22 protein-coding genes and 1 pseudogene are annotated in these 25181 nt (G+C 60.3%); 22 read left to right on the top strand and 1 reads right to left on the bottom strand.

Annotation, left to right across the window (positions count from 1 at the left end):
• Positions 1 to 95 precede the first annotated feature (95 nt).
• From BW686_RS04020 to BW686_RS03925, 20 genes are all read left to right on the top strand, one after another.
• Complete coding sequence (locus tag BW686_RS04020) at positions 96 to 653, top strand: cytochrome b (protein WP_084914452.1); 558 nt, start codon at positions 96 to 98, stop codon at positions 651 to 653.
• Positions 654 to 693: 40 nt separating this feature from the next.
• The gene (locus tag BW686_RS04015; RefSeq protein WP_084914449.1) at positions 694 to 1227 is read left to right on the top strand and encodes a tetratricopeptide repeat protein; all 534 of its coding nucleotides are present in this window, start codon (positions 694 to 696) and stop codon (positions 1225 to 1227) included.
• An 87-nt stretch (positions 1228 to 1314) separates the two neighbouring features.
• Positions 1315 to 1854 (top strand): RNA polymerase sigma factor, encoded by a 540-nt coding sequence (locus BW686_RS04010; protein WP_084914446.1) that lies wholly within the window; start codon positions 1315 to 1317, stop codon positions 1852 to 1854.
• A complete protein-coding gene (locus tag BW686_RS04005; RefSeq protein WP_084914443.1) occupies positions 1851 to 2639 on the top strand; it encodes a hypothetical protein in 789 nt (262 codons plus the stop codon). The genes BW686_RS04010 and BW686_RS04005 overlap by 4 nt, the downstream gene beginning before the upstream one ends.
• A gap of 246 nt (positions 2640 to 2885) precedes the next feature.
• Entirely contained in the window at positions 2886 to 3395 is a 510-nt protein-coding gene (locus tag BW686_RS04000; RefSeq protein WP_084914441.1) for a sigma-70 family RNA polymerase sigma factor, read from the top strand.
• Positions 3392 to 4357 carry a FecR domain-containing protein gene (locus BW686_RS03995; RefSeq protein WP_084914438.1) on the top strand — a complete coding sequence of 322 codons (966 nt, stop codon included), beginning with the start codon at positions 3392 to 3394 and terminating at the stop codon, positions 4355 to 4357. The genes BW686_RS04000 and BW686_RS03995 overlap by 4 nt, the downstream gene beginning before the upstream one ends.
• A 68-nt stretch (positions 4358 to 4425) precedes the next feature.
• The gene (locus tag BW686_RS03990) at positions 4426 to 6828 is read left to right on the top strand and encodes a TonB-dependent receptor (RefSeq protein WP_084914435.1); all 2403 of its coding nucleotides are present in this window, start codon (positions 4426 to 4428) and stop codon (positions 6826 to 6828) included.
• 322 nt (positions 6829 to 7150) lie between these two features.
• Positions 7151 to 8527: a diaminobutyrate--2-oxoglutarate transaminase gene (locus BW686_RS03985; RefSeq protein ID WP_084914432.1), complete on the top strand. Its 1377-nt coding sequence runs from the start codon at positions 7151 to 7153 to the stop codon at positions 8525 to 8527.
• A 174-nt stretch (positions 8528 to 8701) separates the two neighbouring features.
• A complete protein-coding gene (locus tag BW686_RS03980; RefSeq protein WP_084914430.1) occupies positions 8702 to 10486 on the top strand; it encodes an IucA/IucC family protein in 1785 nt (594 codons plus the stop codon).
• The gene (locus tag BW686_RS03975; protein WP_084914427.1) at positions 10479 to 11687 is read left to right on the top strand and encodes a type III PLP-dependent enzyme; all 1209 of its coding nucleotides are present in this window, start codon (positions 10479 to 10481) and stop codon (positions 11685 to 11687) included. Before BW686_RS03980 ends, BW686_RS03975 begins: the two co-directional genes overlap by 8 nt.
• Positions 11684 to 13090: a DHA2 family efflux MFS transporter permease subunit gene (locus BW686_RS03970; protein WP_084914424.1), complete on the top strand. Its 1407-nt coding sequence runs from the start codon at positions 11684 to 11686 to the stop codon at positions 13088 to 13090. The genes BW686_RS03975 and BW686_RS03970 overlap by 4 nt, the downstream gene beginning before the upstream one ends.
• A 21-nt stretch (positions 13091 to 13111) precedes the next feature.
• A complete protein-coding gene (locus tag BW686_RS03965) occupies positions 13112 to 14965 on the top strand; it encodes an IucA/IucC family protein (RefSeq protein ID WP_084914421.1) in 1854 nt (617 codons plus the stop codon).
• On the top strand, positions 14965 to 15738 hold the full coding sequence (locus tag BW686_RS03960; protein WP_179149168.1) for an HpcH/HpaI aldolase family protein: 774 nt from the start codon (positions 14965 to 14967) through the stop codon (positions 15736 to 15738). Before BW686_RS03965 ends, BW686_RS03960 begins: the two co-directional genes overlap by 1 nt.
• Before the next feature lie 4 nt (positions 15739 to 15742).
• Complete coding sequence (locus BW686_RS03955; RefSeq protein ID WP_084914415.1) at positions 15743 to 17626, top strand: IucA/IucC family protein; 1884 nt, start codon at positions 15743 to 15745, stop codon at positions 17624 to 17626.
• On the top strand, positions 17616 to 18536 hold the full coding sequence (locus BW686_RS03950) for an ABC transporter substrate-binding protein (protein WP_084914413.1): 921 nt from the start codon (positions 17616 to 17618) through the stop codon (positions 18534 to 18536). Before BW686_RS03955 ends, BW686_RS03950 begins: the two co-directional genes overlap by 11 nt.
• A complete protein-coding gene (locus BW686_RS03945) occupies positions 18533 to 19522 on the top strand; it encodes a FecCD family ABC transporter permease (RefSeq protein ID WP_084914410.1) in 990 nt (329 codons plus the stop codon). Before BW686_RS03950 ends, BW686_RS03945 begins: the two co-directional genes overlap by 4 nt.
• Complete coding sequence (locus BW686_RS03940; RefSeq protein ID WP_084914408.1) at positions 19515 to 20546, top strand: FecCD family ABC transporter permease; 1032 nt, start codon at positions 19515 to 19517, stop codon at positions 20544 to 20546. Before BW686_RS03945 ends, BW686_RS03940 begins: the two co-directional genes overlap by 8 nt.
• Before the next feature lie 10 nt (positions 20547 to 20556).
• Positions 20557 to 21348: an ABC transporter ATP-binding protein gene (locus tag BW686_RS03935; protein WP_084914404.1), complete on the top strand. Its 792-nt coding sequence runs from the start codon at positions 20557 to 20559 to the stop codon at positions 21346 to 21348.
• The gene (locus tag BW686_RS03930) at positions 21345 to 22124 is read left to right on the top strand and encodes an IucA/IucC family C-terminal-domain containing protein (protein ID WP_084914402.1); all 780 of its coding nucleotides are present in this window, start codon (positions 21345 to 21347) and stop codon (positions 22122 to 22124) included. The genes BW686_RS03935 and BW686_RS03930 overlap by 4 nt, the downstream gene beginning before the upstream one ends.
• Positions 22121 to 22744, top strand: coding sequence for an RraA family protein (locus tag BW686_RS03925; protein ID WP_084914399.1), 624 nt, complete (start codon positions 22121 to 22123; stop codon positions 22742 to 22744). The genes BW686_RS03930 and BW686_RS03925 overlap by 4 nt, the downstream gene beginning before the upstream one ends.
• A 109-nt stretch (positions 22745 to 22853) precedes the next feature.
• Here the strand turns inward: BW686_RS03925 and BW686_RS03920 are convergent, their stop codons facing one another.
• Positions 22854 to 23300 carry an NUDIX hydrolase gene (locus BW686_RS03920; protein WP_084914396.1) on the bottom strand — a complete coding sequence of 149 codons (447 nt, stop codon included), beginning with the start codon at positions 23298 to 23300 and terminating at the stop codon, positions 22854 to 22856.
• A gap of 299 nt (positions 23301 to 23599) precedes the next feature.
• Between BW686_RS03920 and BW686_RS27385 the strand changes: the two are divergent.
• Both BW686_RS27385 and BW686_RS27380 read left to right on the top strand, forming a co-directional pair.
• Positions 23600 to 24376: pseudogene (locus tag BW686_RS27385) on the top strand (PAS domain-containing protein); the annotation flags it as partial.
• Positions 24377 to 24406: 30 nt separating this feature from the next.
• Positions 24407 to 24916 (top strand): methyl-accepting chemotaxis protein, encoded by a 510-nt coding sequence (locus BW686_RS27380; RefSeq protein ID WP_373270982.1) that lies wholly within the window; start codon positions 24407 to 24409, stop codon positions 24914 to 24916.
• Positions 24917 to 25181 lie beyond the last annotated feature (265 nt).

The raw sequence follows: 25181 nt of genomic DNA, 5'->3' as shown, positions 1-25181 counted from the left end.
TGTGCCGCATCATTATTTTCAGGCAGCGCGAATAAAGCCTGAGGCTCGGGTGTTCACTGACAGTTCCTACACCGTCCTGTCGAGAGAAACACCTGATGAACGCCATCGAACCTGCTGCCAGCAATGTCCCGCGCTATGACCTCACGACCCTGTTTTTTCACTGGGCGACTGCGGTACTGGTCGTCACATTGTTCGCCACGGCGCAAACGTGGTCCTTTCTGGCCAAAGGCACACCGCTTCGGCACAGCCTTCAGGGCCTGCATATCTCTTTGGGCATCTTGCTCAGCGTCGCCATCGTCGGTCGCTTGCTCTGGCGTCTGACCCGTGGCCGCCGTCTGGCCAGTCACCAAGGCATGGCTGGCTTCGTGGCCAAAGCCGGGCACGGCTTGCTGTACGGGCTGCTGTTGGCCCAGATCGTGTTGGGCTTCATGTTTCGCTGGGCACAGGGCGAGTCTTTCGACTTTTTCGGGCTGTTTGCAGTGCCTGCCCTCATGGCACCAAACCCTGACTGGAAACACACGCTCGGTGGCCTGCATGAAAATGTCGCCTGGGCGCTGATCATTCTTTCCGGGTTGCACGCCTGTGTGGTGCTGGCGCACCACTGGTGGCTCAAGGACGGTGTTTTGCTTCGTATGCTTCCTGAAAACCGTTAGTTGTACCCACGTCACGCTTCCCGAGCCTGGAGAAATAGCCATGAAACGTTCTATCTCAAAAACCGCAAGCACCTGTTGGCTGGTCTGCTGTGTGAGCCTCGCGGTCTGCGGGCAGGCATTGGCAATGGGCGACAGCACGACGAAAACGCCCACTTGTCCCAAAGGTCAGGCATGGGATTCGAAAGCCAAAAGTTGCGTGTCCCAGCAGAGTCAGTTGAGCGATCCAGACCTTGCGCATTACGCCTATGCGCTGGCCAAGGCAAAACGCTACGATGAAGCGCTCACCGTTCTCGATCTGCTGAAAAACCCCGACACCGCCGAGGCCCTCAACTATCGAGGTTATGCCACGCGCAAGCTGGGGCGTACTGAAGAAGGGATCGGTTATTATCTGCGTGCGGTCGATCTGGATCCGCGTTACTCGCTAGTGCGTGAGTACCTGGGCGAAGCGTATGTGATTCAGGGCCGGCTGGATCTGGCGCAGCAGCAACTGCAAGCGATCGAAGGGTTGTGCGGGCGCGGGTGTGAGGAATACCGCGATTTGTCAGGTGCCATCAGGCATTCTGAAAAACTGTAAAGAAGAATGGCTGTGACACAGCATGCCGCCGCAGATTTGCCAGCCAGAGGGCTGCCCGGCATGACGTGCCTCTGAGGATTTACCTTCGTGCCGACCGAACCTCCTGAGCCTTATAGCCTCGACACTGTACGGCAGGGTCTGAGCCCCTGCCTGGCCAGGCTTTGGCGCTATGCCTGGGTGTTGTCGCGGCAACGGCATGTTGCTGACGATCTGGTGCAGGCCACCTGCGTGAGAGCGCTGGAACGGGCGGGGCATTATCAACCGGGCACCCGACTGGATCGCTGGCTGTTTTCGATTCTGCATTCCATCTGGCTCAATGAAGTCCGTTCACAGCAGGTGCGCAGGGGCCAAGGGTTTGTCAACAGCGACGACCTTGCGTCTACCGATGAAAGTCAGGCACTCGAAAGCCAGATTCTCGCCAGCCAGGTCATGCGCCGAGTACAGGATTTGCCAGAAGCACTGCGCGAAAGCGTTTTTCTCGCCTACGTAGAAGGCCTCAGCTATCGCGAAATCTCGGACATTCAGCAAATCCCCATGGGCACGGTGATGAGCCGTCTGGCCGCCGCTCGAATCCGTCTGGCGCAAACCATGAATCCAGAGACCCGGCAGTCAGGTGGTCAACGATGAGCCCGCATTCACCCTTCGAAATACCGTCCGACGTCACGCTGGTGGCGTTTATCGACGGCGAATTGAGTGCCACTGATGCCGCGCGCATCGAAGCGTTGCGCGAGCGCGAACCGGTCATCGCCGAGCGGCTGGCTTTTCTCGAGCAGGGCTGCGCGGGTTTGCCCGAGGGGTTTGCGCCGTTGCTGGACGCAGCTCCCACCGCGCACCTGCAGACCATGCTTGGCGCATTGCCGCCGCCTGCGGCGCTCGGGCCGGCAAGCCCGCAATGGTCACGCCGACGTTTGCTGGCAGGGGCCGCAGCCTGTCTGGTCGCCGGCGTGCTGGGGGATCGTGTCTGGCACGGCTGGCAAGCGTCGCGCCGGGTGGACGACGGCAGTTGGCGAGGCTCGGTGGCTCAGTACATGGCGCTCTATACCGCGCAGACACTGGACGGCCTGGAACAGGGCGCGTCTGGTCAGGCCGCACAATTGGCGCGGGTTGGTGAGCAGCTGGGCATTGCCCTGACGCCTCAGGGCGTCGCGATTCAGGGGGCGACCCTGCGACGTGCGCAGGTGCTGCGTTATGACCATGACCTGATTGCCCAACTGGTTTACCTGGACGATCGGCAGCAACCGCTGGCGCTGTGTTTTGTAAAATCGTCCCAACAGGCCCGCCCTCCGGCTCAAGAAGTGCGGCACGGCCTGAACGTGGTCCACTGGCGCGACGGTCGACATGCATGGATGTTGGCCGGTCGCAGCCCGATGGCCGATTTACAGGTCCACCAGCAGCAACTTGCCCTGACCTGAGTCCCGACACTGTCACGTGCTTGTGTGTCATGAGCGAAACGTCGCAGGCACAAAAGTGAGCGTGTTGTACTCATTTTTTTGACTCGGCAGTTCCTCCGCACGCACCGCAAATCAATGCGTTGCGGTTCAATGACGCCTGTTTTGCGCAACGAAAACGGGCGTTTCGAAAAAAAGAGCATGGACTCGGGATATAACACTAATTAGAATCAGTCTCATTTGGCGCACCCACCGCTCAAGGCTCTTGTCATGATTGACACAGCGACCCTACCTCCGCAGACCCTGCATGCCCTGTACCGCGACCACCACGGCTGGCTCGAAAACTGGCTGCGCAAGCGCATGGGCAATGCCTGGGATGCTGCGGACCTGAGTCAGGATACGTTTCTGCGGGTGTTGTCCAGCTCTCAACAGATCGCCGACATGCAAGAGCCGCGAGCGTATCTGCTGACCGTGGGCAAGCGTCTGCTCAGCAATTTCTACACGCGCCGCAGCCTCGAACAGGCGTATCTGGAGGCGCTGGCGCAGTTGCCTGAACAGAGTGTGCCGTCTCCCGAGCAGCGCTGGCTGTTGCTCGAAACCCTGCAAGCGCTGGACGAGTTGCTGGATGGTCTGTCGGCCGTGGTGCGCCGCGCGTTTCTCTGGAGCCAGCTTGAAGGCCTGGGTTATCGCGAGATCGCCGAGCGCTTGCAGGTGTCCGAACGCACCGTCAAACGTTACATGGCACAAGCCTACGAGCACTGCCTGCTGGTGGACTGGTGATTCGCTCGGCACCGTCGAACGAAGAGCGCGAGGTCGTACGCCGGGCAGCGCAATGGCTGGCCTTGCTGGAGTCCGGCGGTGCCAGTGAAGAAGATCACGCGATGCTGCAACACTGGCGCGACAGTTCCGCCAGCAACGAGCGCGCCTGGCAAAGGGCGCAGCAGTTGCGACAACGCTTTTTGGGCCTGCCGAGCCATCTGGCCATGGCCACGCTTGATCGACCTGACAAGGCGCGGCGAGCGGCACTGAAAAGAGCGCTGGGTGCCGTGACGCTGGTTCCGGCTGCCTGGTTGCTGGGGCGACAGGTGCCGCTGGATGTCTGGCGTGCCGATCTGCAAACCTCCGTGGGTGAGCACAAGCGGGTTTCGCTGGCCGACGGCAGCAGCTTGCAGTTGAACACCGATAGCGCTGTGAACGTTGATCTGACCACTCGGCGTATTACGTTGGTACGTGGGGAGATGTCACTCAACGTGCCGGGCAGGGCGGCGTTGACTGTCGAAGGGCCTTATGGCCGTGTCGTCGTCAGTCAGAGCGAAGTCTGCGTCCGTCTCAACGAGAATGACTGCCGGGTGTCAGTGGTCAGCGGTGCGGTACAGATTCATCCCGTCCAGGGGCCTGCACTGACCTTGCGCGCCTTGCAACAGATGAGCCTGCAGCGGAGTGGCGCAGGACCTGTCAGCGCTTTCGATGCCATGCTGCCAGGCTGGCGCGAGGGCGTACTGACCGCTCAAAACCAGCCACTGGGCGACTTCCTGCGCGAGCTTGGCCGCTACCGTCCGGGCTTGCTGCGCTGGGAACCGGCGCTTGAAACCTTGCGGGTGACCGGCAGTTTCCGGGTAGACAATACCGACCGTGTACTGTCATTGCTGGCCGCCAGCCTGCCGGTCGAGGTGCAGATGCGCACCCGTTACTGGATCACGCTGGTCCCTCGAACAAGCACTTCCCTGAAAAATAATGCGTGAAGCCTGTCCCTTTTTTTTGTCTCGCCTGTCATGTCAGGTAAGTGAACAAAATATGAGAGCTTCCTTCTATGCCCGCAGTTTCTCCCTACCGTTTGCGTCCGCTGTTGCATTTCAGCCTTTTGCTGACATTGAGTTCCAGCCCACTGTTCATCTCGACCAGTTGGGCCGAAACGTCGGGCAAGCGTGCCTATGAAGTTCCTGCCGGTAGCCTGAGTGCTGCGCTGACCCGTTTCGCCGGGCAGGCCGGGGTCAACCTGTCGGTAGATCCCGTGCTGGTGAACGGCCGCAACAGCAGCGGTCTGTCCGGAGATTTCGCGGTCGAGGAAGGTTTCGCGCGTCTGCTGCAGGGTTCCGGCCTGCAACTGGTGGCGGTGGGCGAACAGGCCTACACCTTGATCCCTGCACCCGAGGGCGCCGGTTTGCAGCTTGCGCCCACGTCGATTGTCGGGGCCAGCAGCGCTACGGACGGTCAGGAATACGCTGGCGGCCAGGTGGCCCGCAAAGGTTCGCAAGGGATGCTGGGTTCTCGGGATTTCATGGAAACCCCGTTCAGCATGACCACTTACACCAAGGACGCGGTCAAGAACCAGCAGGCGCGCACGCTGGGCGACCTGATTGCCAGCGATCCGTCGGTGCGCTCCACCAACCCGGCAGGCGGACGTTATGAGCAGTTCACCATTCGCGGCTTCAGCCTGTTCAACAGTGACGTGTCCTATAACGGCTTGTACGGCATCTTGCCGACTTACACGATCGACATGGAAATGGCCGAACGGGTGGACATCCTCAAGGGGCCGAGCCAGATGATCAACGGCATATCCCCGCGCGGCAGCGTCGGTGGCGGCATTAATGTGGTCCCCAAGCGTGCCACGGACAAGCCCATCACCGAAATCACCACCAGCTACGCCTCCAAAGGGCAGGTGGGTGCCGCAGTGGACGTGGGTCGCCGATTTGGCGAAGACGACAAGTTTGGGATTCGCTTCAACGGCGTGAAGCAGTCCGGCGACACGGAATGGGACCACCAGAGCGTTGATCGCGACATGGCCGTGCTGGGCCTGGACTTCCGCGGCGAGCGTCTGCGCTTGTCGACAGACATCGGGCACACCGAGCGCGACACCGACGCCCCGCAGGAGCGCGTGCAGGTCGGCGCCAACGCGAAGGTGCCCAACGCCAACGATGTACGTGACAACTACGCGCAGTCCTGGAGCAAGGCCCGCACCAAGGACACGTTTGGCGCCGTGAACGCCGAATACGATGTCAGCGACTCGGTCATGCTGTATGGCGGTGTCGGCGCGCGCAAAAGTAACCATGATTTTCTTCGTCACGCAGTATCAGTGACCAATGATGCGGGCGATTTCAGCGTCCAGCCACGCGATTTCACCCGCGACGAAAACGTCCGCACGGCCAACGCCGGGGTTCGTAGCTGGTTCAATACCGGGTCGGTCAGCCACGAAGTCAATCTGGCGGCCAGCTATTTCTACATGGACTTCGAGAACGGCGGCGCCCGCTATGCGGCGTCGCCCAGCAATCTGTACAACCCGATCGACACCCCCACACCCGGCAACCCGACGCGCATCGACGATAAGGTCTACACCGAAAACCGCTTCAGCGGCTTAGCCCTGACCGACACTCTGGGCTTTTTCGATGACCGTCTGCTGCTGACCCTCGGTGCCCGCTGGCAGCGGGTCAAGGTCGACGACTGGACCAATGGCGTGAAGGGCGATACGTCATACGATGAGGAAAAGGTTTCACCGTCGGGCGGCATTCTGTACAAGGTGACCGACGATCTGTCGGTGTACGCCAACTACATGGAAGGTTTGAGCCAGGGCAAGATCGCACCGTCGACCTCGGTGAACGAGGACCAGATATTCCCGCCGTTCGTCAGCCGCCAGGTTGAAGTCGGGGCCAAATATGACCTGGGGTCGTACGCCTTCACCGCCAGCGTCTTCCGTATCAAGCAGCCAGCCTACGAGACCAATGCTGCGTCGCGGGTCTTTGGCCCGAATGGCAAGCGCCGCAACGATGGTGTCGAGCTGACCATGTTTGGCGAACCGCTCAAAGGCTTCCGCCTGCTGGGTGGGGTGATGTACATCGACAGCGAGCTGACCAACACCGTCAACGGCACGTTTGATGGCAACCGGGCACCGGCCACCCCCGAGTACAACGTCAATCTGGGCGCCGAGTGGGATGTGCCGAGCGTTCAGGGCCTGACCCTGACCGGACGGGGCATCTACACCAGTTCGCAGTACCTGGATCAGGCCAACAGCAAAAGCATTGATTCTTCCGAGCGTTTCGATGTGGGCGCGCGTTATGCCTTCAAGGTCGATCAGAAGGACATCACGCTGCGGGCCAATGTCGAGAACGTGATGAACAAGTACTACTGGAGTTCGGCCGGTGCCTCGGATGACAGCGAGCCAGGCCTGACCCTTTCAACGCCGAGAACCTACCTGCTCTCGGCGACCATCGGGTTCTGATTCAAACAAACGGCCCAGGGAAGGGCCTGACCTGATGAGAAACAATCAAGGCGTGTAAGTTCATGGTCATTACTCCGGTACGGCGGGTGTATTCGTTATTCCAATAACGTCTTTGAGTAGCGTGATAATGAATAACAAGCAGCCCTTTTAATGAGTGGCCTGTAAAAAGCACCGATGTTATCTCGGTGTCACGGCGTGCCTGATTGTTTTATACATTCGCTTTATTACGTTCATTTAAATTTCATCTTTTTTTTGAAACAACGGGTTGCACTTTTGCGGAAATGATAATAATTTGCATCCAGAATTTAGCGAGGGTTAACAGATGTTGAATGATGGCTTATTGCACTCTACTACGTCGCATAAAACCAATGCCAATTATCTGGACAGGCAAAGCAAGTTTGAATCCAATGTAAGAAGTTACCCGCGCAAGTTGCCGCTGGCCATTGCCAAGGCGCAGGGCGTGTGGGTCACCGATGTTGAAGGCACTACGTACCTGGACTGTCTGGCCGGTGCCGGAACGCTGGCATTGGGGCATAACCATGAAGCAATCATGGCCAGCCTCGACAGCTTCCTGACATCCGGTATGCCAATGCATACGCTCGACCTGACAACGGTCGTCAAAGACGCATTCAGCGAGGCTTTGCTGGAACTGTTGCCGGGGCAGGGGCGCGACTACTGCCTGCAGTTCTGCGGGCCGTCGGGTGCCGATGCGGTCGAAGCCGCCATCAAGCTGGCCAAGACCGCCACCGGTCGCAACAACGTCATCAGCTTTTCCGGTGCCTACCACGGCATGACCCACGGCGCTCTGGCGCTGACCGGCAATACCGGACCGAAAAACGCCATTGCCAGCCTGATGCCGGGCGTGCAGTTCCTGCCTTATCCCCACGAATACCGCTGCCCGTTGGGCATCGGTGGCGAGGCTGGCACCGAGGCGCTGAGTTACTACTTCACCCAGTTCATCGAAGACGTCGAAAGCGGCGTGTCGCTTCCTGCCGCAGTGATTCTGGAAGCCGTACAGGGCGAGGGAGGTGTCAACCCTGCGCCAGACGCGTGGTTACGGCAGGTCCGCGAGGTCACTCGCAAGCACGGCATCCTGCTGATTCTGGATGAAGTGCAGGCCGGTTTTGGCCGCACCGGCAAGATGTTTGCCTTCCAGCACGCCGGGATCGAGCCAGACATCATCGTCATGTCCAAGGCGGTCGGTGGCGGTCTGCCACTAGCGGTGCTCGGCATCAAGCGCGAGTTCGACGCCTGGTCGCCGGGCAATCACGCGGGCACCTTCCGTGGCAACCAGATGGCGATGGCCACCGGGCTTGCAACCCTGGAAGTGCTGCAACGCCAGAACCTCGCCGCCCAGGCTGCAAAGCGTGGTCAGTGGCTCAAGGAACAGCTGGGCCTTTTGCAGCAGCGTTATCCGGCCATGGGCCAGGTGCGCGGACGCGGGCTGATGCTGGGCATCGAGATTGTCGATGAGCGTAAACCGGCAGACCGGCTCGGCAGTTACCCGATGGACCCTGCACTGGCGGTCTCCATTCAGCAGCACTGTTTCAAACAGGGACTGCTACTTGAACGCGGCGGGCGTAATGGCAACGTGATCCGGTTATTACCGCCGCTGATCATTACCGAAGATCAATGCCAGTTGGTGATCCGCCGATTCGAAGAGGCACTCAAGGCTGCACTTCATCAACTGCGCCACTAAATTAAACAGGGCGGCAGGCACTGTCTGACTGAACGGATAACTGCATCAGATTATAACGGGCTACTGCCAGTTTCTATGCCCGTGCCGACCGTCAGACCCTTGTGCTGCACGCGTACATCATCACGTGTTTCGACGTCACTTAAACAGTCAGCGTAATGCGACTGTGGAGCAGACATGACTAATACCGATCGCACCGTTTTATCAACAATGGTGAGCGAGCTGGCAACCACTCGCGCGTTACTCAACTGCCTGATCAAAGAGTTCGCATTGCCGGAGAACTGCCTGCATTACACGTGGCCCGAAGGCATGCAGGGAATTGCCCCGGGCAGTTTTGTAGACGGGGGGCAATGGAAAGGCATTCCATTGACCATCAGCCTGCCCAATCAACAGCAATTCTTCGTGCTGGTGGACCGCCGCGACCGTCTGGGCAGTCACCGCTACCTTTCCGATGTCTATGCGCGCAACGGCAACAGCACCTGGCGCAGCCTGGCGTTTCCCGAGTTCGTGCAGCAATTGCTGACCGCGTGTGAACACATGACCCGGGCCAGTAACGACGAGTTGATGGATCAGGTGCTGCAAAGCCAGCACCTGACCGCTGCCATCGTGGCGCACAACATGACAGGCCAGCACCCGGCACCGCTGAGCGGTTATCTGGCCAGTGAGCAGGGCCTGTGGTTCGGCCATCCCAATCACCCGGCGCCCAAGGCGCGGTTGTGGCCTGCCCATCTGGCGCAAGAAACCTACGCGCCGGAATTCCAGGCGCAGACTGCGCTGCACCTGTTCGAAGTACCGATGGACGGCTTGCGAGTCACCGCCAATGGCCTGAGCGAGGCGCAGGTCATGTCCGGCTTCGCCGATCAGTCACGGGCCAGACCCGGACATGCATTGATCTGCATGCACCCGGTACAGGCTCAACTGTTCATGCAGGACCGCCGCGTGCAGCGCCTGCTCGAACTGGGGGAGATATCGGACCTTGGCGCCAGCGGCCTGCTGGCCAGCCCGACCGCGTCGATGCGCACCTGGTACATCGAAGACCACGATTACTTCATCAAGGGTTCGTTGAACGTGCGCATCACCAACTGTGTCAGGAAGAACGCCTGGTACGAACTGGAAAGCACTCTGATCATCGACGATTTGTTCCAGCGTCTGCAGCAAGGCTCCCCGCAAACACTTGGCGGACTGTCCACGGTCGCCGAGCCCGGCTCGATGAGCTGGGCGCCAAAAGGGGCCAGCGAGACAGACGGCCACTGGTTTCGCGAGCAGACCGGGGCGATCCTGCGAGAGAACTTCTGCCGTCGCTCCGGCGCTGACTGCAGCGTGATGGCAGGCACATTGTTCGCGCGCGATTTGCGTTCACGCCCGCTGGTGCATGACTTCCTCCAGACGTTCAGCGGTGGCGAGCTTGAAGACGAGCATCTGCTGAGCTGGTTCGACGCCTACCAGGCCTTGCTGCTGCGCCCGGTCATGGCGCTGTTCTTCAATCATGGTGTGGTGATGGAGCCGCATTTGCAGAACGCGGTGCTGATCCACGATAACGGCCAGCCGCAACAATTGTTGTTGCGCGACTTCGAAGGCGTCAAGCTGACCGAAGAGCTGGGCATCAAGGCGATTCAGGTCGGCTTGCATCCGCGCATTCGTCAGTCGCTGCTTTATACCCGCGAACAAGGCTGGAACCGCATCACGTATTGCCTGCTGATCAACAACCTGTCCGAGGCCGTGCTGGCCTTGAGCTGGGAGCGACCGCATCTGGCGCCGTTGATGTGGCAAAAAGTCGAGCAGCAATTGCAGCGCATCCGCGACGAACTGGTGCTGCCTGCGCCGGAGCTTGACGCACTGATCGCCGGTCAGTCGATTGCCTGCAAGACCAATCTCAAGGTTCGCCTGGCCGCCAAAGCCGACCGTGAGGCCAATTACGTGCGCCTTGCCTCACCCTGGAGCAAGGAGGCTCGTTATGCATAAGGTGCCGGAAACCGTACTGGGGGCCATCCATGAGGCTCGCGCGCTCGAAAGCGACCCGCTGGCCGCGTTCATCTATGACCTGGACGCTCTGCAACAGCACGTCAGTGAGGTCATGGCGGCGCTGCCGGCTGGCGTGGAGTTGTATTACGCGATCAAGGCCAACAGCGAAGCCCTGATGCTGGACACCCTGGCACCCTTGGTCAGCGGTTTCGAAATATCGTCAGGCGGTGAGATCGAGCGGGTCATGGCCTGCCCGACGCGCAAACCCTACGTGTTTTCCGGCCCGGGCAAACTCGATTCGGACCTGCGCTCAGCGCTGCTGAACAAGGTCGAAGCCGTCCACGTGGAAAGCCTCAACGAAATCCAGCGTTTGCAGCACCTGGCCGAAGAGACCGGGCGCGTGCAGCCGGTGTTTATTCGTATCAACCCGCAACTGCCGGCGCAGCAGTCGAGCAAACTGGCGATGGCCGGAACAGCCACCCCGTTCGGCATCGACGAGGCGGACCTGGCCGACGCCGTGCGCAAGGTCGATGATGCCAGCCATCTGACGCTCAAGGGTTTCCATGTACATGCCATGTCGCACCAGATGTCGGTGGAGCGCCATGAGCAGTTACTGGATTTTTACCTGCAACGCTGGCAGGAATGGAAAGCGCTGGCTCGCCATCCCGAGCAACTGACCCATTTCAACGTTGGCGGTGGTATTGGCGTCGATTACCTGAACAGTCAGCAATTTGACTGGCAGCGCCTGTGCCGTTATCTGGAAAAGCGCTTGGGCGAGCAGCCTGATGCGCCGATCCTGCGCTTTGAGCCAGGACGCTTCATCAGCGCCTACTGCGGTTATTACGTCATCGAGGTACTGGACAGCAAAACCAGCCACGGCGAGCACTTTCTGGTCTGTCGGGGCGGTACCCACCAGTTCCGCCTGCCGGTTGCGCAAAGCCACGATCATCCGGTCATCCACTTGCCAGCCGTACCTGAAACGTCGGCATCGGTAGAACAGGCGTACACCGTTGTCGGGCAGTTGTGTACACCCAAGGATGTACTGAGCCGCCGCCAGCCCTTGAAAGGCGTGAATATCGGCGACCTGCTGGTCTTGCCGATGGCGGGTGCCTATGGCTACAACATCTCGCACGCCGATTTTCTGTGCCACCCCAGACCGCCCCAGCACTTCGTGCGTAATGGCGAACGGGTTAGAAAATGAGCGTGAGCGTCCCACGCAGTTGGGTAGTGATCAACGTGTTGCTCGGTACGCTCACGGTCAGCCTGAGCAACAGCTCGCTCAACCCGGCGCTGCCCACGTTCATGGAGGCGTTCCGGATCGGCCCGTTGCTGGCCACCTGGATCGTCGCAGGCTTCATGACCAGCATGGGCATGACCATGCCGCTGACCAGTTTTCTCAGTCAGCGAATCGGGCGTAAACGCTTGTACCTGTGGGGCGTGGCGCTGTTCGTCGGTGGCTCGTTGCTGGGCGCTCTGGCCAGCTCCATCGCGTTGGTCATCACGGCGCGTGTTGTGCAGGGCGTGGCCAGCGGGCTGATGATTCCGTTGTCGCTGGCGATCATCTTTTCGGTGTACGAAAAGCACGAACGGGGCAGGGTGACCGGGCTATGGAGCGCAGCGGTAATGCTTGCTCCGGCGCTGGGGCCGCTGTGCGGCAGCCTGTTGCTGGAGTGGTTCAGCTGGCGCTCGCTGTTCCTGATGAATGTGCCCATCGGCTTGCTGGCCTTGCTGCTGGGCATCGGCGTGCTGCCGGATTCGGAGCCAGTCGAGCGCAAACCGTTCGACCTGGTCGGCTACCTGTTGATCGCATCAGGTATCGGCCTGCTGATGATCGCCATCAGCCGCATGCACCACGCCGAAGCGCTGTTCGACCCGTTCAATCAGGGCATGGTGCTGGTCGCCGTGGCTTGCCTGATCGCCTTTGTGCGCGTGGAACTGCGTCGTGAAGCACCGTTGCTCAATCTGCGCCTGTTCAACCTGCGCGGCTACCGGCTGAGCGTGATCATCGCCGTGGTTCAGTCGGTGGGCATGTTCGAGTGCCTGGTGCTGCTGCCGCTGCTGGTTCAGACCGTGCTCGGTTACAACCCCATCTGGACCGGGCTGGCGCTGCTGTGTACCGCTGCGTTCGCCAGCCTGTTCGGGCAGTGGGGCGGCAAGGCGCTGGACCGCCACGGTCCGCGCACCGTGGTCGCCATCGGCTTGCTGCTGACCGGTCTCTCGACGCTGGCGCTGGGCATGCTCAATGCGAATGCGTCGATTGGCGTGGTGTTTGTGCTGATGATGCTTCGCGGCGCGGGCCTGGGGCTGTCCTATATGCCCGTGACAACGGCGGGGCTTAATGCCCTGCCCGAACCGATGGTCACTCAGGGCGCCGCGATGAACAACATTTCCCGCCGTCTTGTCGCGTCGCTGGCGATTGTCATCGCCTCGCTGTGGCTGGAGTTTCGCCTGAATACCGCCGGGACGCTCGCCACGCCGTCGGCCATCAGCGAGGTGTTCATGGTTACCGGCCTGCTGATTCTGCTGGCGCTGCCCTGCGCCTGGCGTTTCCCCCTCAATGACGAGCGCGCCGAGGCTCAGCCCGACGCGGTCGAACCCCGATAATTTTTCCTTCGAGGTATGAACATGGCTACTCCTTTACCGCTGCAACGCCACACTGCATCACCGACAACGGCCACCGGCGCGTGGCTGGCCGATATCGACACCGCGCGTTACGAAAAAGTACAGCGCCGGGTGATCGGACAGTTGCTGCAAACCCTGCTGTACGAAGCGGCGCTGCCTTACCGTTGCGAGCCATTGGGTGAGCATCAACATCGTTTCAGCGTGCCGCTCGGTGATGGCGTGGAGTACCGCTGCAACGGTCTGCTCAGCACCAGTTTCGAGCTGATCCGCTTGGATCACGCCAGCATTGAACGCGTTGACAGCGCGGGTCAGCGCTCGACGCCAGACCTGCACCTGGCCTTGAGCGAACTGCTTGCGCCGTTCAAGGACAGCCCGCACCTGGCACGCTTCATTCAGGAAATCGAGCAGACCCAGCTCAAGGACCTGCAAGCGCGCAATCAGGGTTATCAGCCTGCCATGCCGGCCCACGAGCTGGACGTGGATGCGCTGGAACAGCATTTCATGGACGCCCACAGTTACCACCCGTGCTACAAATCGCGAATCGGTTTTTCCCTGGCCGATAACCGCCACTACGGGCCTGAGTTCGCCACGCCGTTCGCGGTGGTCTGGCTGGCGGTTGCCAGGCCGAGCGCTTCAGTCGGCCATTCCCGCAGCATGGATTGGCAGGCGTTCATTCGTGAAGAACTCGGCGAACAGCGCTGGCAGGCGTTTGCCAGTGACCTGGCGGCACGAAGCCGATCAATCGATGACTATCAGTTGATGCCGGTACACCCGTGGCAGTGGGACAACGTGACGGTGTCGACTTTTTACCCGGAACTGGCCAGTGGCGAGCTGGTTTATCTGGGCACCTCAGCCGACGTCTACAAGGCCCAGCAATCGATTCGCACGCTGGCCAACGCCAGCCAGCCCAAGCGACCTTACGTGAAGCTGGCGATGAGCATGACCAACACCTCCAGCACGCGGATTCTGGCGCGGCATACGGTGCTCAACGGTCCGATCATCACCGATTGGCTGCACAACCTCATCGCCACCGACAGCACCGCCCGGAAACTGGACTTCGTGATTCTCGGCGAAATCGCCGGGGTCAGTTACGACTACCGCCACTTGCCCGAATCACGCTCGGCACAGACTTACGGCACGCTGGGCGCGATCTGGCGCGAAAGCCTGCATCAGTACCTCAGGGACGATGAGCAAGCCGTACCGTTCAACGGCCTGAGCCACGTGGAAAACCGCTATGGCGACGGCGAACAGGCACCGTTCATAGACGCCTGGATCCGCCAGTACGGTCTTGAGGACTGGACCCGTCAACTGTTGCAGGTCACCGTGCCACCCATCATCCACATGCTCTACGCCGAAGGCATCGGCATGGAGTCTCACGGCCAGAACATTGTGCTGATCGTCAAACAGGGCTGGCCGCAGCGCATCGCCCTCAAGGACTTCCACGATGGCGTGCGTTACTCGCCCGCGCACCTGGGGCGTCCGGAACTGTGCCCGGAGCTGGTTCCGCTGCCTGACAGCCACGCGAAACTCAACCGCAACTCGTTCATCATCACCGATGACGTGAACGCAGTACGTGATTTCTCCTGCGACTGCTTCTTCTTCATCTGTCTGGCGGAAATGGCGATTTTCCTGCGTCAGCGCTATCAACTGGACGAGGCGCTGTTCTGGCAGATGACCGCAGACGTGATCCTCGGCTATCAGCAGGCGCATCCGCAGCACCGTGACCGTTTCGGGTTGTTCGACGTGTTTGCACCGACCTATGAAGTGGAAGAGCTGACCAAGCGCCGGCTGCTTGGCGACGGCGAGCGGCGTTTCCGTTCGGTGCCCAACCCGCTGCATGCCTACAGGCCGCAATGATGCTGAGGACCAACACACTCAAGGGCAAACTCGACGGCGGGCAGCCGGTGTACGGGCTGATCAGTTCGATCCCGGCCCCGGCAGCCATCGAGCTGATCGCCGAGGCCGGGTTCGATTTCGTGATCATCGACATGGAACACGTGCTGATCAACCCGGAAACCGTGGAAAACATGATCCGCGTGGCAGAAAGCTATGACTTGACGCCGCTGGTGCGGGTTGCCGATCTCAACCCGAAAACCCTGCTGCGCCTGCTTGATGGCGGCGCTCAGGGCATCGTGCTGCCGATGATCGAGTGCCCCGAGCAACTGGCAGCCGCGATTGCGGCTTGCAAATACCACCCGCTGGGCCGCCGCAGCCTCAATGCCGGGCGTCCCGGTTCATTCGGCAAACACAGCCTGGCGCAGTACGTCGAAGCCGCCAACCGGCAAATCATGGTCGTGGCGATGATCGAAAGCGCCGAAGGCGTGCGTCGCGCGGCCGATATTGCCGCTGTCGCGGGGCTGGACATGATTCTCGAAGGTGCCGCCGATCTGTCGCAATCACTGGGCATGCCGTGGCAGATCGATCAGCCCGAGGTGCAACAAGCTTTGTCCGACACCTGGCAGGCCGCTCAGGCCGCAGGCGTTGCCTACTGCACCATTCCTCGTCAGCCCGGCGACGCCGCCCGCTGGCAGGCTCGCGGGGTCAACGCCTTTGTTCTCGGGGATGAGCGCGGTATCGCCTTTCGTGCGCTGCAGGCCCGTCTGACCCATATTTCAGCAGAAGGAAAATAATCCGATGAACTTCACTTCACTCGCCGCTGACCTGGTCATGCAGGACCTGGTTGATTGCCTGCTGGCCGAAGATTTCTTTGGCCGTGAGCCATTGAACCTGCAGGACACCGCTCACTGGCAATCGCGTCACCCGCAGGCCCCGACACTGGCAGAGCAGAGCGCCACCCAGCAAATCTGGGAATGGTGCTGCGATGCAGCCGAGCAGCGTTTCATCAGTATCGCGTTGCGCCCCGGCATCACCCAGCAATGGGAGAAAGTGCCCGGCACGCCGGTATTGGGCCGCCAGGACGAGCGCTGGACGCAGTTGTCGCCGGAAGACTTCATGAAGTGGGTGTTTGCCGGCAAGGCCACCCAGCTACAGGGCAGCGAGCGCCAGGAAAACGAAAAAGGCATTGCGCTGTTTCTTGATGTCCTGCGCATCAGCGTGTGGCAAACCGCGCTGTCGCTGGACCACAAGGTCGACCTTCAAGACCTGATGGCGCAGGACGGTGCCACGTTCTTCCGCACGATGGAACAGTGGGCGTCGCTGCGTGATCGGCCTTATCACCCGCTGGCCAAGGCCAAGCAGGGCCTGAGCGAGCAGGAATACAAACAGTATCAGGCCGAGTTTGCCCAGCCGGTGGCGCTGAACTGGGTCGCCGTCGACAAGACCCTGCTGCAATGCGGGGGCGGCGTAGGGGATCTGAAGACCTCGTTCCCCGCAGGTTATCTGCTGCCGAAAAACCTGCAGGCCGATCTCGAACAGGAGCTGCAGCAGCGTGGCATTGCGCACAGTCACGTGGCGCTGCCGGTCCATCCCTGGCAGTTCGAACATGTGCTGGACGTGCAATTGGGCGACGTGTTCGCCAAGGGCGATTGCCAGCGCCTGACGTTCAACGCGGCCACGGTGCATGCCACGTCGTCACTGCGTTCGATGACGCCGTGCTTCGACAGCGCCGATTACCTCAAGCTGCCGATGGCGATCTATTCCCTGGGCGCTTCCCGTTACCTGCCAGCCGTCAAGATGATCAACGGTGAACTGAGCGAGAAACTGCTGCGTGAGGTCGTGGGCAAGGACGAAACCCTGAGTCGCTCGCTGCACCTGTGCGACGAGGGCAAATGGTGGGCGTTCATGCCGCCGCAAGCCACGCTGTTCGACGAAGCGCCACGGCACCTGTCGGCGATGGTGCGACAGTACCCTTCGGCCTTGCTGAACGACCCTGAGTGCCGCCTGCTGCCGATGGCCGCGCTGGGCACGCCGTTGCCGGGCAGCAACCGGCATTTCTTCGATGAATGGATGGACTACCGCAGCCTGCCGCACAATCAGGCCTCGGTGCTGACGCTGTTCCGCGAACTGAGCCACAGTTTCTTCGACATCAACCTGCGCATGTTCCGCCTCGGGATGCTCGGTGAGGTACACGGCCAGAATGCGGTCATGGTCTGGAAAGCCGGTGAGGCGCAAGGGCTGCTGCTGCGGGATCACGACTCATTGCGTATCTTTGTGCCGTGGCTGGAACGCAACGGCATGCACGACCCGGAATACAGAATCAAGAAAGGTCATGCCAATACCCTTTATCATGACCGCCCTGAGGACCTGCTGTTCTGGTTGCAGACCCTTGGCATTCAGGTCAACGTGCGGGCAATCATGGACACGCTGGCCCAGGTTTACGAAGTGCCGGTCACGGCGTTGTGGACTGTGCTGCGCGATGTTCTGGATAATCTGATCACAACCATCGAATTCGACGACGAGGCACGTGCAATGATCAGGCATCAACTGTTCGAAGCACCGAACTGGCCACAAAAACTGCTGCTCACACCGATGATCGAACGCGCTGGCGGCCCCGGCAGCATGCCGTTCGGCAAAGGTCAGGTGGTCAACCCGTTCCACAGGTTGCGCCGTGACACCTGACCGAACCCTGCATCCTTCGCGGCGCACAGTGTTGCGCCTCTCGCTGGGGTTATTGGCGCTGCCCGGGTTTGCCCGGGCAGCGTCTTTGCGTGCTGCGCCGTCAAGGGTCGTCACCCTGTTTCAAGGCGCTTCCGACAGCGCCGTGGCGCTGGGTGTCACGCCATGCGGTGTCGTGGACTCCTGGAGCGAAAAACCGATGTACCGCTACTTGCGCCCTGCGCTGGCCGCAGTGCCGCACGTGGGTCTGGAAACCCAGCCGAGCCTGGAAGACATTGTCTTGCTCAAGCCAGACCTGATCGTTGCATCACGCTTTCGCCATCAGCGCATTGCGCCGTTGCTGGAGCAGATCTGTCCGGTGCTGATGCTTGAAGAGGTGTTCGAATTCAAGCGCACGCTGGCCATGATGGGCGCGGCACTGAATCGCCAGCCGCAAGCCATGCAACTGCTCGGCGAATGGCAGCGGCGTGTGACCGAATTGCGAGGTCAGTTGCAGGCGAAATTCGCCGGTCGCTGGCCCATCACTGTCTCGGTGCTCGATATTCGCGAAGATCACATCCGCAGCTATCTGCCCGCCAGTTTTGCCGGTTCGGTACTCACCGAACTGGGCTTTGACTGGACACCTGCCGCCCGCGAGGCTCGCGGCGTCTCCCTTAAACTCAGCAGCAAAGAGAGTTTGCCTGTGGTCGATGCCGACCTGTTCTTCATCTTCCAGCGCGCGGACAGCAAAGCCGCGCAGCAAAACTACGACAAGCTGGTCCAGCACCCGTTCTGGCAACAACTGCGTGCCCCTCAGGACAATCAGGTGTGGCGCGTCGATGCCGTCGCCTGGAGCCTGTCCGGTGGCATTCTCGGTGCCAATCGCATGCTCGATGAAATCGCCCAGGTGGTGATGGCGGCCCGCCCCACATGACGGTCGCCATGAAACTGGGTCTTGGGTTGTTGATGCTGGTGGCATGCATGGGGTTGAGTCTGGCGACCGGAGCCGTCTGGATCTCGCCACCGGCCATCGTTGCAAGCCTGTGGCAGCCAGACACGCTGAACCCGCTCCAGCATGTGTTGCTCGATACCCGGCTGACGCGCACGTTGATGGCCGTCGCCGTGGGGTCGAGTCTGGCGGTTGCCGGGGCACTCATGCAGGCGCTGACGCGCAACCCGCTGGCTTCGCCGGGTTTGTTCGGCATCAATGCGGGGGCGACGTTTGCAATCATCGCCTGTTCGTCGTTGCTTACCCTGACGTCAATGAGCCAATGGCTGTGGTGTGCCTTTATAGGTGCGGCGGTGGCCGGGACCCTTGTCTGGGTGATCGGCAACCGCGGGCAGGGCAGTCTCAATCCGTTACGCATCGTGCTGGCCGGTGCCGCGATCACGGCGCTGTTCACGGCCTTCAGCCAGGCATTGCTGGTGGTCAATCAGGACGGCCTGGACACCGTGCTGTTCTGGCTGGCCGGTTCATTGTCGGAGCGCGATCTGACGACCGCTGCGCCGCTGCTGATGTGCGTGGTGCTCGCCTTGTGCGGGTCGCTGGTGCTGGCCGGGCAGGTGAATGTGCTCAATACCGGCGAAGCCATCGCCACGGCGCTCGGCCAGCGGACGGGGTTGATTCGTGTGCTGATGAGCCTGGTGATCATTGTTCTGGCCGGTAGCGCCGTGGCCCTGGCCGGCAGCATCGGTTTCATCGGGTTGCTGGTGCCGCACATGGTGCGCAAGACGCTGTCCATCGACCATCGCTGGCTGCTGCCCGGCTGCGCGGTGCTGGGTGCAACGCTTTTGCTGCTCGCCGATACGCTGGCGCGCGTGGTGATTCTGCCTCAGGAAGTCCCGGTAGGGGTCATGACCGCGCTGTTCGGCGCGCCATTCTTCATTGCGCTGGTCCGGCGAGGAGCGCGTTATGGATAAGCACCTGACGCTGCGTTATCGCGGCTTCTCCCGGCAGTTCAGCCTGACCGTGCTGACGCGTCTGGCGGGTGCAGTGGCGCTGACGTTGCTGGTAGTGCTGTGTTCGCTGGCCGTGGGCAAGATCAATCTGTCGCCTGCGACCCTGCTGAACGTGCTTTCCGGCCATGCGGACGCCAGCCTGGTGTTCATCGTCGAGCAATTGCGCCTGCCGCGTCTGGTGCTGGCGGCTCTGGTGGGCGCAGCCCTGGCTGTGTCCGGTCTGATCCTGCAAAGCATCATTCGCAACCCGCTGGCCTCGCCGGACCTGCTGGGCATCACCAGCGGTGCCAGCGCCGCGGCGGTGCTGTATCTGTCGTTTTTCTCGGCCGCACTGGGCGCGCAATTTCTGCCGCTGGCGGCCGTCTGCGGGGCAGGCCTCGCTGCGCTGGTCATCTACCTACTGGCCTGGAATCAAGGCGCTTCGCCCTTGCGCATGGTGTTGATCGGGGTAGGGGTGTCGGCCCTGCTGGCGGCGGTGACCACCTTCACTCTGGTGTTCAGCCCGCTGACCACCACCTTGTCGGCCTACGTCTGGCTGACCGGGAGCGTGTATGGTGCCAGTTGGCCCGAGCCGCGTGCCCTGGCCGGCTGGTTACTGGCGACCCTGCCGCTGCTGGTGTTGCTCGCCCGTCAGGTGCGGATGCAACAACTGGATGACGACCTGGCCCAAGGCATCGGCGTGCGCGTGCAATGGTTGCGCGCCGGGCTGTTGCTGGTGAGTGTTGCGCTGGCGGGGCTTGCGGTCGCCTGGGGCGGGGCCATTGCTTTTGTCGGGCTGATCGCGCCGCACATTGCCAAACGGCTGATGCCACCGGGCTTTACCGGTCAGGCACTGATGGCCGCGCTGATCGGTGCCAATCTGGTCATGCTTGCCGATCTGGCCGGGCGTACGCTGTTCCTGCCGCTGGATTTGCCCGCAGGCATTTTTGTCGCGGTGCTGGGCACACCGTTTTTTCTGTATCTATTGATCAACCAGCGGCATTAAGGAATTACGGATGGCGTCCATCGCAACCCACGACCTGACCCTGAGTTACCAGCGCCAGGTGATCATCGACAGCCTCGATCTGCAATTGCCCGAAAACCAGGTCACCGTGTTGATCGGCAGCAACGGCTGCGGCAAAAGCACCTTGCTCAAGTCGTTGGCGCGCCTGCTCAAGCCGCAGCAGGGCACCGTGGTGCTCAATGGTGCGGACATCCACCAGAAATCCACTGCCACCGTGGCGCGTGAACTCGCGATTCTGCCGCAGATGCCCAGCGCTCCGGAAGGCATCAGCGTGCGTCAACTGGTGGCGTTGGGGCGTTATCCCTATCAGAACTGGATGCAGCAATGGTCCGAGCAGGATGAGGCGATGGTCGAACGCGCCCTGGCACAGACCGGCATGCAGGCGTTGGCCGAACGGCCGGTCGATGCTTTGTCAGGCGGCCAGCGTCAGCGCGCCTGGATCGCCATGACCCTGGCGCAGGACACCGACATTGTGTTGCTGGACGAGCCGACGACCTTTCTCGACCTGGCCCACCAGATCGAAGTGCTCGACCTGTTGCGCGACCTCAATCGTCAGGAAGGCAAAACCATCGTCATGGTTTTGCACGACCTGAACCTGGCTTGCCGATACGCCGATCACATGGTGGCCGTTCACGAACGCCGCGCATTTGCCCAAGGTCGGCCCGCCGACATCCTCAGCGAAGCGCTGGTCAAACAGGTCTTCGGTCTCAATTGCCGGATCATTGCCGACCCGTTTTTTGGCACGCCGCTGTGCATTCCCTTTGGCCGGGAATTGCCGAAATGAGCCTGACGTGCGACTTCAGTCAATCCGAGTGGGCGCTGCTGTCCACAGCGCTGCGGCTCAAACAGGCAGATACGTGTGACCCACGTTCGTTGCCCGCAAGGGCATTGCTGGACGATCAGGTCTGCGAACAGTTACTGACAACACTGGGGCCGATCATCGGCTCTCCGACGTTGGCGATCACTGCGTCATTGCTGGCCAAGCGTTTCTCCTTTCTGAGCACGGGCGCTTGCCTGTACGCCCTGTCGGTCTACGACAAAGGTTTGATTCTGTCGCTGGACAACAGCGTGATCGAGTACGCACACGATGATGGCCTCTGGACCTCTTCAATGCCCTTGGTCGACGTGACGCCAGCGGGGCATGAGCCGGACGCCCGCGAGGCGTGGCGTGAAATGATCGCCGGCACCCTGTTTCGGGATTTGCTCCAGCCGCTGTGGGAAACGTTCAACCGTGTGACCGGTATTTCCCGGCGCATTCTCTGGGAAAACACGGCCGTGCGCGTCTATTCGCTGTACGACAAACGCATGGACAAGGTCGAAGACCCGACGATACGACAGCGCTGCGAGGACGACTTCGACTGGCTGCTGAATCAGGCCGACCCCGCGTTGTTCGGGCTGAGCTACAACCCGCTGAAACACTTCCGACGGCCGCCGACGCTGCTTGAGTCGGAGGGCAAAAGCATCCGCTTCCGCCGCACCTGCTGCTTTTATTACGACGCCAGCCAGCCTGTCGAATACTGCTCAACCTGCCCGCTGCTGAGGCCCAGGAAATGTCGATGAACACACAAATTGCACACCGTCAGCAACAGCTCAGCGACGCCGTCATTGAGCAGTTTCGCGGCATCGCGGCGTCCACTATCGGCCACTTGACCGACCGCGGTTATCTGCACGGGCTCAGGCCGTTGTTCGACGGCGCCCGGATGGTTGGCAATGTTGTCACCGTCAAAGTCCACCTGCCCGACGGCAGCATCCTTCGCGACGCACTGCTGAACAGCCTGCCCGGCGATGTGCTGGTGATCGAATGCATCGGCGACGCGCATTGCGCCTGCTGGGGCGAACTGCGCACCTTGGCCGGTCTGATCAAAGGGGTGGCCGGCGTGGTGGTCGACGGCGCCGTCACAGACGTCGCCGCCCTGCGCGAACATCGCCTGCCGGTATTCAGCCGTGGTATCAGCGCCGTCACCACCCGAAGCCTTGGAGAGAGCGGTGAGCTTAACGGGCCGATCAACATCGGTGGGGTGGTTGTGAACCCGGGCGATATTGCGATTGGCGATGACGACGGAGTATTTATCCTGAGTCCGCAGCAAGCGAACGAGCTGTTGCCCGGGTTGTTGGCGAAGGAGGGGGCTGACAGAGAACGGCGTGAGGAGTTTTTGGAGCGGTTGAATGAGGGGCAGTAGGCGTTCTTGAAAGCATTTAAACGGGCTGACGCGATTGCCTTACGTTTTTACGTTGACGCTGTTTGCACCGAGGGTGCCGATCAGAAAGCGCTGTCTCCAGCCTGGACACTCAATCCAGCAGACATGCTTTCCTGAGCAGGTCGGACAGTCCTTCAGGCACCAGCGCAGCTGCGTCGGTGAAGCTGGAACCAGAATGCCATGTGGCTTTGAACGTTGCGCCATCGCTTTCAATGCCCGCCAGCCAGGGTTTTTCGTAGACTGCTGCATCATCAAAGCTTGCATCGTAGACTTGGACTATCTCGTGCCCTCGCTTGCCCGCATAGGTGAAAATACTTTCTAACGTGCCAATCAAGCGAATGTTGCTGATCGAGAGGCTCAATTCTTCATGCACCTCGCGAACGATGGCATCAATGCTCCGTTCGCCAAACTCGATGCCACCTCCAACAGGGCGAAAAAAGCTTCGCTTTTCGACCGCGTCGTAAAAGGGGTTAACCAGTATTTTTCCGTGATGGTGGAAAACGCAAAGCGCGAGAGGACGAATGCAGGGTTCTGACACGAGTAAAACTCCTTTGTAACGTTCTGTCTGATGACAGGCCGTCGTAGCAGGCTTTTTGTTCAGCTATTGTTCAGCTGGGCAATGAATGACCGCTCATTTGCAACTTCGTTCATCACCCCCTTACAACCGCTCGTCATGCCGTAAGTTCGTATATATACGTAAATTGGCAGGTGGGATCCTAAACTAGTTTTTAGAATAAATACTCGGCTTTTTTTCAATGTTTAGTTTGAATACGCACTCAAGGTTTTACCCCGGTGACCGATGAAGGTTGCAAGCCCAAACTGCCCCGGATAGTCGCAATGTTTAACTCGCGTTTGAAAAGTACCAACAAGGCATTGGAGCGCCGCCTCGCCATGCTTGAACAAGCAGGGCAAATTCTGAATCTGGAGACCGTTGCCGTCGTTCTGGATGCGGCGGGCAAGGTGCAGTCTGCCAATGCCTTGTTCGAGACGGAGATGAGCTATTCTCAAGGCGAGATCGCCGGACGCAGTCTTTCCGAGCTGAGCCCGCCAGAGCTGAGCGGTGATGTTCATCAGCAGCGTGCGCTGGCTGCGATTCGGGACGGCAAGCATTTCAGCGGCACGTTGCGGCTGATCAGCAAGACTGGGGCCAGGGTGTGGTTGAGGACGGTGGTCGTGCCCTTCAAAAACGAGACGGGTGGCGTCGAGCAGATCACCTTGTACTCAAGCGTTTTGACGCGAACCATCGAGGCCTCGCGTGAAAATGAAGCACTCGTCAATGCGTTGCAACGGTCCACGGCCGTGATCGACTTCACCCTGGATGGCATTGTCATTAGCGCCAATGACAACTTCCAGAAAGCGATGGGGTACGAGTTGAATCAGATAAAGGGGAAACATCACAAGCTGTTCTGTTTGCCTGAAGAATCTGCCTCTGAGGCCTACGCCCGTTTTTGGGAAAGACTGCGCCGTGTCGAGTTCATCGTCGACCGTTTTCGACGGGTAGACAAAGCGGGCCGCGATGTATGGCTTGAAGCGTCTTATAACCCTATTACCGACGCCAACGGCAAACTCTATAAAATTGCAAAGTTTGCGACGGTTATTACTGAGCAGGTCGAACGTGAGAAAGCCGTTGCCGAAGCCTCGGAGATGGCCTATCAAACATCCATCGATACGGACAGCAGCGCACAGCAGGGGCGGAAAGTAATTAACGATACGCTTCAGATGCTGGGCCAATTGACGGTATCGATGGAAGAGGCGACGCGAGGGATCGAGGCACTTGACTCTCAAAGCCAGGTGATTGGAACGATCATCAAAACCATCAGCGGTATCGCCGAGCAAACCAATCTGCTCGCGTTGAACGCAGCTATCGAAGCTGCACGGGCGGGCGAACAGGGCAGGGGGTTCGCTGTGGTCGCCGATGAGGTGCGGCAGTTGGCCTCTCGCACGAGCAAAGCCGCAGAGGAAATCGTAAACGTCGTGAAGACGAATCAAAACCTGGCTTCAGAGGCAGTAGGCGTCATCGTACGCAGCACCGAGCAGGCTTCCGAGGCACTGGTATTGGCGAATGACGCAGATCGCGTCATTCAGGAAATCCAGCAAGGCGCGAACACCGTGGTCAAGGCCGTCAGTCGTTTTGTCAATCAGCGCTCGAGTTAGTTTCTCGCTGACTGATCGGCTCCGGCTCCACGTCAACCGTGTTGCCCGGAGCCGTTGCCCTTCAGCAGGTAGCGCGTGGAGTGCGGTGTGTCTTCAAGACTGACGCCTGGCAACCGATAACCTGTCTATAGCCGTCACCCCAGTCGTCTTTCGAGCGCAGCCCTTATGTCATTCATCCGCGACCCGCAAATGGTCCGTAAATACCTTTACGCCGTGTTGTGGTTTTATTTGTTTTCCATCTTTCTGTTGGCAGTGGCGTGGGAGT

Source organism: Pseudomonas syringae, assembly GCF_002157375.1.
Classification (GTDB): Bacteria; Pseudomonadota; Gammaproteobacteria; order Pseudomonadales; family Pseudomonadaceae; genus Aquipseudomonas; species Aquipseudomonas syringae_T.
The sequence above is the reverse complement of the archived record's forward strand: the minus strand, read 5'-3'. Positions and strand labels throughout refer to the sequence as shown.

Bases quoted from the DNA above. Each gene is read 5' to 3' on its own strand.
- BW686_RS04020 (WP_084914452.1), top strand. From the start codon at position 96: ATGAACGCCATCGAACCTGCTGCCAGCAATGTCCCGCGCTATGACCTC.
- BW686_RS04015 (WP_084914449.1), top strand. From the start codon at position 694: ATGAAACGTTCTATCTCAAAAACCGCAAGCACCTGTTGGCTGGTCTGC.
- BW686_RS04005 (WP_084914443.1), top strand. From the start codon at position 1,851: ATGAGCCCGCATTCACCCTTCGAAATACCGTCCGACGTCACGCTGGTG.
- BW686_RS04000 (WP_084914441.1), top strand. From the start codon at position 2,886: ATGATTGACACAGCGACCCTACCTCCGCAGACCCTGCATGCCCTGTAC.
- BW686_RS03990 (WP_084914435.1), top strand. From the start codon at position 4,426: ATGCCCGCAGTTTCTCCCTACCGTTTGCGTCCGCTGTTGCATTTCAGC.
- BW686_RS03985 (WP_084914432.1), top strand. From the start codon at position 7,151: ATGTTGAATGATGGCTTATTGCACTCTACTACGTCGCATAAAACCAAT.
- BW686_RS03980 (WP_084914430.1), top strand. From the start codon at position 8,702: ATGACTAATACCGATCGCACCGTTTTATCAACAATGGTGAGCGAGCTG.
- BW686_RS03975 (WP_084914427.1), top strand. From the start codon at position 10,479: ATGCATAAGGTGCCGGAAACCGTACTGGGGGCCATCCATGAGGCTCGC.
- BW686_RS03970 (WP_084914424.1), top strand. From the start codon at position 11,684: ATGAGCGTGAGCGTCCCACGCAGTTGGGTAGTGATCAACGTGTTGCTC.
- BW686_RS03965 (WP_084914421.1), top strand. From the start codon at position 13,112: ATGGCTACTCCTTTACCGCTGCAACGCCACACTGCATCACCGACAACG.
- BW686_RS03960 (WP_179149168.1), top strand. From the start codon at position 14,965: ATGCTGAGGACCAACACACTCAAGGGCAAACTCGACGGCGGGCAGCCG.
- BW686_RS03955 (WP_084914415.1), top strand. From the start codon at position 15,743: ATGAACTTCACTTCACTCGCCGCTGACCTGGTCATGCAGGACCTGGTT.
- BW686_RS03945 (WP_084914410.1), top strand. From the start codon at position 18,533: ATGACGGTCGCCATGAAACTGGGTCTTGGGTTGTTGATGCTGGTGGCA.
- BW686_RS03940 (WP_084914408.1), top strand. From the start codon at position 19,515: ATGGATAAGCACCTGACGCTGCGTTATCGCGGCTTCTCCCGGCAGTTC.
- BW686_RS03935 (WP_084914404.1), top strand. From the start codon at position 20,557: ATGGCGTCCATCGCAACCCACGACCTGACCCTGAGTTACCAGCGCCAG.
- BW686_RS03930 (WP_084914402.1), top strand. From the start codon at position 21,345: ATGAGCCTGACGTGCGACTTCAGTCAATCCGAGTGGGCGCTGCTGTCC.
- BW686_RS03925 (WP_084914399.1), top strand. From the start codon at position 22,121: ATGAACACACAAATTGCACACCGTCAGCAACAGCTCAGCGACGCCGTC.
- BW686_RS27380 (WP_373270982.1), top strand. From the start codon at position 24,407: ATGGCCTATCAAACATCCATCGATACGGACAGCAGCGCACAGCAGGGG.